Raw genomic sequence first — 6,779 nt, 5'->3', positions numbered from 1 at the left:
GTTCGGCTCACATAGGTCTCTGCGTATTGATATCACTCGCCTTGTATGGATGCGGGACGGCTTCGGTTAAATGCCAACAAAGGTCTGGTGTAACAGCCTAGAACAAGAGTTTTTCATTATGTCGGGGTGGTCAACTTTTCAGTTAGCAACATGGTCAACTTTTCGATTGACAAACACAAGTGTTTCCGAACGGTCAGCCGGGGATGCCTACAGTGCCCTACAAGCCACAGAGAGTACTGCTCGAAAAGAATATGACATATCTCCCACAGCCCAACCCGCTTAGAGATTATGGATGTGCCTTTGTACAAACTGAAGGAAATTGGATTACTTGGATGTATTTAAATAATGGTTTGGGCCAAGATTATGATGAGCGTTTGTACGCATACAACGTCGCAACGAAAAAGACGAGCTTGATATGGAAACCACTTGATACTCATACGCAATTGTTTGATGTTCAGTTGAATCATGGAATTCTCTATTATGGGCTAGATCAACAAGAGAGCACCAAAATCACACGGCGTGTTATTACCTACAATCTGGATTCGCACCTGAAAAAAAACGGTATTGTCCACTTCGTCTACAGTCAATAAGGTTGCTTCAAGCAACAACTGTTTTTGTCAAGCATAAATTGAGCCACAGCGATCACGGTAAAAGTGAGCCACTTAGTGCGTGAGAGGTTCCTGTTCTGGGCGATTCTGGTCTTTGTTTTTATGGTTTTTCTCTATGTTCCTTGTCTTTCCTCTTCCCCTCCCCGAGGGGAGGATAGAACTGGTGTTCTGTTTAATTATGCCTCTTTCTGTTCCTCATGTTGTCGCTGCAAACTCTGGCGAAAACGATACGAATCTCCATTCATTAACAAAATGTGCGCCCGATGCGTCATTCGATCAAGCAACGCCGCCGTCATCTTCTCATCGCCAAACACATTGACCCATTCCCCAAAGTCCAGGTTCGTCGTTACGATCGTACTGCGCCGTTCATGGCGGGCAGAGAAAAACTGAAAGAGCAGCTCTCCGCCTGTCTTGCTGAAGGGTACATAGCCCAGTTCGTCGCAGATGACCACGTCATACTTTAACCATTGCCTTTCCAGCGCAAGGAGTCGATGTTCTTCTTTAGCCAGTAGCAGTTCCTCCACAAGCCCGCTGGCCGTGATGAATTTGACCTTGTAGCCGCGTTGGACCATTTCGATCCCTAAAGCGGTTCCAAGGTGCGACTTCCCCGTGCCGCTATTGCCAATGATTAGGACATTTTCTTTCTTCTCTACGAATTCCCCTTGAACCAAAGACAGCACTTTGTTTTTATTCAGCGAAGGAATGTGATGAAATTCAAAGGTGTCGAGCGTCTTGCGAATCGGAAATGCGGCTTGTCGCAATCGCAACTGCCGCTGGTTCTCATCTCGCGCTGCGGTTTCTTGCTCCAGCAGTGCCAGCAAATATGCCTCATAGGTCAGTCCGTGTTCCGTCGCCTCCCGCGCCAGGGAAGCGTAGTGTTTAGCGACTATCGGCAATCGCAACTGTTTGAGATAATGCGCAAGTAACAGTTCCGTCGTCATTGCAGTTCCCCTCCACCGGACAATCGGTTATACATTTGTAGATTCGATCGCTGTACCCGATACGCATTCAGATCCACCGGCACCTGATCTGCCGCCAGTGGTGCATGGGGCCGCGGTTCCGTCAATTGTGCCAGGATCTCCTGTAGCCCTTCGAAGTGGTATGTACTCGTACGTTCTGCCTCTTCCAGCGCTTGACGCAACCGTTCCATCCCCACCTCTCGATGCAGCAGCAGGAAGCGAACAAACAGGCGATCCCCCTCTGCGTCCTGCCGCTCACGCATTTTGGCGTGTACGCGGCGGAACACCTCAGGCACTTTGTCGTCATGCATGACTCGTGCGTCCCGAACGGCTCGCGGCTTTTTGAGCAATACCTCCAGGTAATGATCCAGTTCCAGCACCATCTGCTGCCGAGACAGACTGCGTTCATGTGAAGCGATCACTTCATTTTGAGCCACAATGATCACTTGATCGACAAAGCCTTTCACCCACACGGCTTGTCCCGCATAACGACTGGGGACTGAATACTGGTCCGTGTCAAACGTCACCGTCGAGGTCTTGCTGACGGTTCCTGGTTGAATCCGACACGCTTCGTAGGGCTGCATCGGCAACGGGTGCAAAACGACTCGTTCCCGCTCATAGACTTGAGCCGCAGTTTCCTTCGAGTGCGGCACATGCTTCGTTTCAACCACCCGTTCACACCAAGGAAGCAAGATTCGGGAATTCAGTTCCTCTAAGCTTCCCACATCCGGCACTGGAGCCAGGGTGCTGCGCCGCACGTATCCAACGAGCCCTTCCACGATCCCTTTTTCGTTCCCACGTCGTGCGTTTGCAAATTCCGCCTCAAACACATAGTGGGCCTGAAGAGCGATGAAAGTTTCCTGTTCTTGGCGATTGCGTCCGGTCAGTATCTTCTTGACAGCGCTTTTCAGGTTGTCAAAGAGGCCGATCGCCGGTACGCCACCAAAGTACTCGAAGGCGCGGACAAAGCCGTCCAGAAACGACTCCTGCTGTTCGTTGCGATAGGCCCAGACAAACCGTTTCCGACTGGCAGACAACTCCATACAAAAGAGAAATACGCGTGTCGTTTCGCCATGGATCTTGACATCGGCCTCTCCCCAGTCGAACTGGAACTGTTGGCCGAGAGCAAACGTGAGGGGAATAAAGACTTCTTTTTGAACTGCCCGACGAGCAGCCACCACCTTGCGAATGTTTGATTCAGAGCCAATAAATCCGTACTCATCGCGAAGCCTGCGATAAATGCGAGAGGCGGTATGGCGCTGTTTCTTCCAGATCTGCAGGTCATCTTGCAGCCACTGATCGATGAGAGGAATGACCCGAAGTGTCTCTTCTGAATATCTCGGACGTCCGTATACTTTGCGACGATGAGCGGCCGTGGGTGGCGTGTTCGTGCGAAGATACTTGCTGACGGTGTTACGTGAAATCCCGAGTCTGCGGGCGATTTCACGCTGCGAAAGGTTTTCTCGTTGTGCGAGGAGTTTGATATGATGAAATCGAGCCACTTGGATCATCCTTTTGATCTCTCACTTTCTGCTATTGGTTGGCACTTATAGCATACTAGTGATGAGATAGAATTGGAAAACAGGTGGCTCACTTTTTGCTCGATCGACCAAGCTAAAAGTGGCTCAAAACTAGCTTAGCGAATACAACAACTCATGAGATAAGACCTCCTCCCTTCGTGAATGTTTGTTGTTAAGATCATAGTGCCGGTCTCATAACGCTTGCTAACGAGTTGGAAAATAGATTGGCCCTCTGTTTGTCCATCGACATGTAGCCGAGCTCATCGATTACAAGCAGATGATACCAGCTGAGTGAAATCAGTTTCTCTGAAGTTGAACGGTTTATAATTGAAGCGTACAACAGATCCGCCAACTCAGCCGCCGTGTAGAAAGCAACACGCATCCTAACCATGCATGCTTTTAGACCCAACTTAAAACACGCTCTTTCAGTAGCGAAGTCATCTTACTCTTCTGTTTTCATGCTGACAGTGTCTATGTAAAAATCCGCAGCGTTTTTCTACGTTTTTTACTTGCGGAAAACACCAACTCTGGGAATATGACCGAGCGATCGTTGACTATCACATCAGACTTTCTTACGAGGGGCAGCATGCGGCACAGATATTGCAACGTGCTTTGTGGAAGAGACAATTGTTTGAGAACTATCAAGCAGCGTACGCAGTCGTAACAGAATATATTTCGTTTTACAACCAGCACCGAATTCATGGCAGTCTGTATCATCTGACACCTGAGCAGTTCATTCGTGCAATCGCAAATCATGAAGGTAATCCATTATTTGTAAAACCCTAATCAAGTAATCTTGCGATTGAGTGAGATTAAGGGAGCAAGACTCTAAAGTTGAGGGGTTAAACCGCACCCCATTCTTCTGGTAGCTGTGTAGCAAATATAGTTTAGTCAAGTGGTTCAAAGTTACTAACATTGTACATTCGATGATCTACATCCAGAACTATAATCCTTCCATACATAGCTAATATTTTGAAAGGATTGTCATTCAGATCTTCGACCCGTTTTCTAAAAAATAACAAGACTATGAGTTCCAACGCTCTCGTGTAATACTGTAAAGGTTATGGTCTTCCCACACACCATTGATTTTTAAATAGAACTCCGAAAACCCATCATACCTAAATCCCGCTTTTTCAAGAACTCTAATTGAGCCTACATTTCGGGGCATGACCGCCGCTTGGACCCTATGTAATTCCGCAGGTCCGAAAGCAAAACCAATTGCCAAACGTACAGCCTCTGTGGTAAACCCCTGACCATTGTAGTGTTCATCTAGGAAATACCCCATTGTGCAACTCTCCCAAGCTCCCCGAACCACATTACTTAGATTAACTCGTCCAATAAGTCGATCTTGTTGGGTCAAAAAAATACCAAATGCGTATCCAGAATCAGTTTCCCAATTGTGTTGCACTTTCTCCAAAATTTCTTGTTGTCCTTCTAACGTAAAATGTGAGTCTGAAGTAACTGATTCAAAGGTCTTAAAGAAATAACGATTTCGTACTCGCAAATCCAGTAGTGCCTCAAGATCATCCATCTCCAACCTACGAATATAAACCCGTTCCGAATCTAGCCTCATGATTTCACCTCGTTTATATGTCATCCACTCGCCGGTTGAACGTTACACACGCAGTTCTGTGAGTTCCTGCTCGGATGTCCACCGCTTCACAAATGGTTCAATTGGACTTCCGTCAAGATACTGAACACAAAAGGAAAGACAAGTTAGCTGATATTGATAAAAAATCATCTATTTGTTGGGGTATCCTATACCCGGTTGCAGAGTGAATACGATTGCGATTATAACGACCTTCCATGATGCCATCTTGTTCAGGGTAGATTCGAATGATCACTTGCTTCAATAGCCGATTTTCTTGTTTCAGGTGTCCCTCGAGCCGTTTTTGGGTGCAGAAATAATAGCTGCTGCGACCAGTGCCTAACACCTGACATACTTTCTTTTTATGTATTTGTCAGACTGGAATACGGCAACATCCACAAGTTCACGAACACTTATTTTTTGCAAAGAGGGTCTAACTTTTTTAAGATATCATTTTCTTCTTCGAGTTCTTTGATTCGAGCCTTGAATTTCTTAATATCGGCTACAGAGATCTGTTCATTTTCCACCTTTCTTTGATCCTAACACCACCTTAGTTCCAGACACAACTTACTTTGCTTGCCGTTCCCTCTACACCGAAGGATTCTTCCGTGCTGCTTGCCCTGATTCTTCACACGTTCCATAGCCTTCGCGGTACACACGCGGCTTGGCATCCTCTTGACCCTTGCAGGATTCAAATTAACGATGCGGCTAGATTCACTTCATGTTGCGGCCTGTAATATTGTTTCACCCTTAGTCTCTCGCAACCGCCACCAGGTGCCTGCTTGCAACGAGCAGTCTAGTCCCTACCTCGGCCGGACTCTCACCGGTTAGTTGTGCCTAGCTTTGCTAGGCGCACTGTGCGCTATTTGACGCTTACGTAATTCTCATGGTGTGAGCTTGCGCGGGGCGACATGGCACGTCATTCCTTATGGTGACTTTTACAAGTATTAATATTTATAGGTAAATCAGTTTTTCTGCATGAGCAGTGTACAGCACCCCTCTTGATAAGGGGACCAAGACGTCACGTTTTCCCAAATGACTTTCCTTGGGTACGTCTCAGACGGAAAGAATCCAGTTCGCAATGTCCTGTATCACTTGTTCATCTACATGTTGTGCCACACGATATTCCTTTTTTACTTTGCGTATCTCTCCATAAACAGCAGGCATAAACAGATGATTCAGATTCGGGTAGAGCTTGAATGTGACATTTGGTTTATCACAGAGCAGTTTTTGATAACCACCAAAGTCCTTTTCGATAGATAGATGGAAATCTTTATCTCCCTGCAAAATCAGAAGGGGCTTGTCTAATGCCTTTAGATAATCGGTGGACGGATGTTCCCCCATTTCTTTGAAGTAGTATGCTCTCGTATATTTGCCTAACAGCTTTGTCGATTTCGCCTCTTCGTCGCTGAGGTTATAAATCTTGCCAAACTTAGCGGACAATACAGCGATCTGTTTCTTTGCGATCACTTTCAAAAACCTGTTTAAAGAGTTCAGCACCTCGTAGTTTTGATCCATCAGTATTTCTTCAAGTTTGCGCGGGGAACCAGCCATAATAATGATTCCCGCAAAATGTCCTCCTTCCGCATCAATTCGAGGAGCCAGCATCCCGCCTAAACTGTGGCCGATGACAAACACCCTGTTCGGATCGACCCTCGTATCATTGCGTAGAAATTCAGCCGCGAGGATGGCATCTTCAATGGTTTCCTCTCTTACGGATATACCAACGTCGTCTTTCATTTGTTTGCCGTATACGAAAGTTCTCTTGTCGTAGCGTAAGACTGCAATCCCTTTTTCCGACAGACCTTCTGCGAGGTCTCGAAAAGGGTGATTGTTTCCAATATTCTCATCCATACTGCTCGGACCAGAGCCGTGAACCAATACAACCGCTGGACATAACAACCCATTCGCTTCATCGGGAATAGATAACATGCCATTGAGCGGATGATTGGTTTTGGCGCCTATCACAATCTTTTCTTCAGCCATTATCCATACCGTTCCTCCAAACTGACTCAAATCTACTCATAGGTAGGTTTGACGTTGAATTCCTGCTTCGTTGAGGCTGCCTCTGTGATAGCAGGTCTTACATCCTCTCCACAGGCTG

7 protein-coding genes are annotated in these 6,779 nt (G+C 46.7%); 2 read left to right on the top strand and 5 right to left on the bottom strand.

Annotated elements, in window-relative coordinates; all coding sequences use genetic code 11:
* The first annotated feature begins 251 nt into the window (after positions 1-251).
* Complete coding sequence (locus BM613_RS13730) at positions 252-590, top strand: hypothetical protein (protein ID WP_181363185.1); 339 nt, start codon at positions 252-254, stop codon at positions 588-590.
* Positions 591-784: 194 nt separating this feature from the next.
* On the opposite strand, the gene istB is transcribed toward BM613_RS13730, so the two are convergent.
* From istB to BM613_RS15885, 3 genes are all read right to left on the bottom strand, one after another.
* On the bottom strand, positions 785-1,549 hold the full coding sequence (gene istB / locus BM613_RS13725; protein WP_109431733.1) for an IS21-like element helper ATPase IstB: 765 nt from the start codon (positions 1,547-1,549) through the stop codon (positions 785-787).
* A complete protein-coding gene (gene istA, locus BM613_RS13720) occupies positions 1,546-3,078 on the bottom strand; it encodes an IS21 family transposase (RefSeq protein ID WP_109431732.1) in 1,533 nt (510 codons plus the stop codon). The genes istB and istA overlap by 4 nt, the downstream gene beginning before the upstream one ends.
* 187 nt (positions 3,079-3,265) lie before the next feature.
* Positions 3,266-3,496, bottom strand: coding sequence for an ATP-binding protein (locus BM613_RS15885; protein WP_109431731.1), 231 nt, complete (start codon positions 3,494-3,496; stop codon positions 3,266-3,268).
* Positions 3,497-3,687: 191 nt separating this feature from the next.
* On the opposite strand from BM613_RS15885, the gene BM613_RS13710 reads away from it, so the two are divergent.
* The gene (locus BM613_RS13710) at positions 3,688-3,873 is read left to right on the top strand and encodes an IS3 family transposase (protein WP_281267866.1); all 186 of its coding nucleotides are present in this window, start codon (positions 3,688-3,690) and stop codon (positions 3,871-3,873) included.
* A gap of 238 nt (positions 3,874-4,111) precedes the next feature.
* On the opposite strand, the gene BM613_RS13705 is transcribed toward BM613_RS13710, so the two are convergent.
* On the bottom strand, positions 4,112-4,660 hold the full coding sequence (locus BM613_RS13705; RefSeq protein WP_109431729.1) for a GNAT family N-acetyltransferase: 549 nt from the start codon (positions 4,658-4,660) through the stop codon (positions 4,112-4,114).
* 1,071 nt (positions 4,661-5,731) lie between these two features.
* The gene (locus BM613_RS13700; protein ID WP_109431728.1) at positions 5,732-6,661 is read right to left on the bottom strand and encodes an alpha/beta hydrolase family protein; all 930 of its coding nucleotides are present in this window, start codon (positions 6,659-6,661) and stop codon (positions 5,732-5,734) included.
* Between the last annotated feature and the right edge of the window lie 118 nt (positions 6,662-6,779).

The organism is Sulfoacidibacillus thermotolerans, from assembly GCF_003144315.1.
Taxonomy (GTDB): domain Bacteria; phylum Bacillota; class Bacilli; order Alicyclobacillales; family SLC66; genus Sulfoacidibacillus; species Sulfoacidibacillus thermotolerans.
Note: the sequence above shows the minus strand (reverse complement) of the source record. Positions and strands in the feature narration are given on the sequence as shown.

Excerpts from the sequence above, each read along its gene's own strand:
- BM613_RS13730 (WP_181363185.1), top strand. The coding sequence starts at position 252 with ATGACATATCTCCCACAGCCCAACCCGCTTAGAGATTATGGATGTGCC.
- istB (WP_109431733.1), bottom strand. The coding sequence starts at position 1,549 with ATGACGACGGAACTGTTACTTGCGCATTATCTCAAACAGTTGCGATTG.
- istA (WP_109431732.1), bottom strand. The coding sequence starts at position 3,078 with ATGATCCAAGTGGCTCGATTTCATCATATCAAACTCCTCGCACAACGA.
- BM613_RS13705 (WP_109431729.1), bottom strand. The coding sequence starts at position 4,660 with ATGAGGCTAGATTCGGAACGGGTTTATATTCGTAGGTTGGAGATGGAT.
- BM613_RS13700 (WP_109431728.1), bottom strand. The coding sequence starts at position 6,661 with ATGGCTGAAGAAAAGATTGTGATAGGCGCCAAAACCAATCATCCGCTC.